This is a genomic window from Corynebacterium sp. HMSC076C10, from assembly GCF_001812455.1.
Lineage (GTDB): Bacteria > Actinomycetota > Actinomycetes > Mycobacteriales > Mycobacteriaceae > Corynebacterium > Corynebacterium jeikeium_D.
The window spans coordinates 1-2,200 of sequence record NZ_KV809149.1 but is presented as its reverse complement, the minus strand read 5'-3'; the positions used below and the strand labels follow the sequence as shown (position 1 = coordinate 2,200).

Sequence of the window (2,200 nt, the reverse complement as noted above, 5' to 3'; positions counted from 1 at the left end):
AAGGCTGCCTCATCGCTAACTTTGCAACAGTGCCCGCTCAGATCGACACCACGACTGCGTCCGGTCGCATGGTGTTCGGAATCTTCGCCACCTTGGCCGAGTTCGAGCGGGATCTGATCCGAGAGCGCACCATGGCGGGTCTCGCCTCCGCGAGAGCGCGCGGTCGCAAGGGCGGACGAAAATTCGCGCTCACCAAAGCTCAGGTGCGTCTCGCGCAAGCCGCCATGGCCCAGCGCGATACTTCAGTTTCCGATCTCTGCAAGGAACTCGGCATCGAGCGCGTCACTCTCTACCGATATGTCGGTCCCAAAGGCGAGCTCAGAGACCATGGAAAGCATGTTCTCGGACTTACGTAGCAACTCGTTTCTTTTCGCAGGTTGAGCCACCTCCGCGCTTCATCAGAAAACTGAAGGAACCTCCATTGAATCGAACTAATATTTTTTTTGGTGAATCGCATTCTGACTGGTTGCCTGTCAGAGGCGGAGAATCTGGTGATTTTGTTTTTCGACGTGGTGACGGGCATGCCTTCGCGAAAATCGCACCTGCTTCCCGCCGCGGTGAGCTCGCTGGAGAGCGTGACCGCCTCATTTGGCTCAAAGGTCGAGGTGTGGCTTGCCCCGAGGTGATCAACTGGCAGGAGGAACAGGAGGGTGCATGCTTGGTGATAACGGCAATTCCGGGAGTACCGGCGGCTGATCTGTCTGGAGCGGATTTGCTCAAAGCGTGGCCGTCAATGGGGCAGCAACTTGGCGCTGTTCACAGCCTATCGGTTGATCAATGTCCGTTTGAGCGCAGGCTGTCGCGAATGTTCGGACGCGCCGTTGATGTGGTGTCCCGCAATGCCGTCAATCCCGACTTCTTACCGGACGAGGACAAGAGTACGCCGCAGCTCGATCTTTTGGCTCGTGTCGAACGAGAGCTACCGGTGCGGCTCGACCAAGAGCGCACCGATATGGTTGTTTGCCATGGTGATCCCTGCATGCCGAACTTCATGGTGGACCCTAAAACTCTTCAATGCACGGGTCTGATCGACCTTGGGCGGCTCGGAACAGCAGATCGCTATGCCGATTTGGCACTCATGATTGCTAACGCCGAAGAGAACTGGGCAGCGCCAGATGAAGCAGAGCGCGCCTTCGCTGTCCTATTCAATGTATTGGGGATCGAAGCCCCCGACCGCGAACGCCTTGCCTTCTATCTGCGATTGGACCCTCTGACTTGGGGTTGATGTTCATGCCGCCTGTTTTTCCTGCTCATTGGCACGTTTCGCAACCTGTTCTCATTGCGGACACCTTTTCCAGCCTCGTTTGGAAAGTTTCATTGCCAGACGGGACTCCTGCAATCGTCAAGGGATTGAAACCTATAGAAGACATTGCTGATGAACTGCGCGGGGCCGACTATCTGGTATGGCGCAATGGGAGGGGAGCAGTCCGGTTGCTCGGTCGTGAGAACAATCTGATGTTGCTCGAATATGCCGGGGAGCGAATGCTCTCTCACATCGTTGCCGAGCACGGCGACTACCAGGCGACCGAAATTGCAGCGGAACTAATGGCGAAGCTGTATGCCGCATCTGAGGAACCCCTGCCTTCTGCCCTTCTCCCGATCCGGGATCGCTTTGCAGCTTTGTTTCAGCGGGCGCGCGATGATCAAAACGCAGGTTGTCAAACTGACTACGTCCACGCGGCGATTATAGCCGATCAAATGATGAGCAATGCCTCGGAACTGCGTGGGCTACATGGCGATCTGCATCATGAAAACATCATGTTCTCCAGTCGCGGCTGGCTGGTGATAGATCCCGTCGGTCTGGTCGGTGAAGTGGGCTTTGGCGCCGCCAATATGTTCTACGATCCGGCTGACAGAGACGACCTTTGTCTCGATCCTAGACGCATTGCACAGATGGCGGACGCATTCTCTCGTGCGCTGGACGTCGATCCGCGTCGCCTGCTCGACCAGGCGTACGCTTATGGGTGCCTTTCCGCAGCTTGGAACGCGGATGGAGAAGAGGAGCAACGCGATCTAGCTATCGCGGCCGCGATCAAGCAGGTGCGACAGACGTCATACTAGATATCAAGCGACTTCTCCTATCCCCTGGGAACACATCAATCTTACCGGAGAATATCGTTGGCCAAAGCCTTAGCGTAGGATTTCGCCCTCTCCCGCAAACGACCCCATCTTTGCGGCGATCGTGGCCGGATAGCCGTCT

3 protein-coding genes are annotated in these 2,200 nt (G+C 56.5%); all 3 read left to right on the top strand.

The window, feature by feature from the left end; genetic code table 11:
• Nucleotides 1-356: recombinase family protein (locus HMPREF2857_RS07565; protein WP_141752001.1), on the top strand; the 356-nt coding region annotated here is incomplete at its 5' end.
• 65 nt (nt 357-421) lie between these two features.
• Nucleotides 422-1,225, top strand: coding sequence for an aminoglycoside O-phosphotransferase APH(3'')-Ib (gene aph(3'')-Ib / locus HMPREF2857_RS07560; protein ID WP_001082319.1), 804 nt, complete (start codon nt 422-424; stop codon nt 1,223-1,225).
• Nucleotides 1,225-2,061: an aminoglycoside O-phosphotransferase APH(6)-Id gene (locus HMPREF2857_RS07555; protein ID WP_000480968.1), complete on the top strand. Its 837-nt coding sequence runs from the start codon at nt 1,225-1,227 to the stop codon at nt 2,059-2,061. The genes aph(3'')-Ib and HMPREF2857_RS07555 overlap by 1 nt, the downstream gene beginning before the upstream one ends.
• The last annotated feature ends 139 nt before the right edge of the window (nt 2,062-2,200 follow it).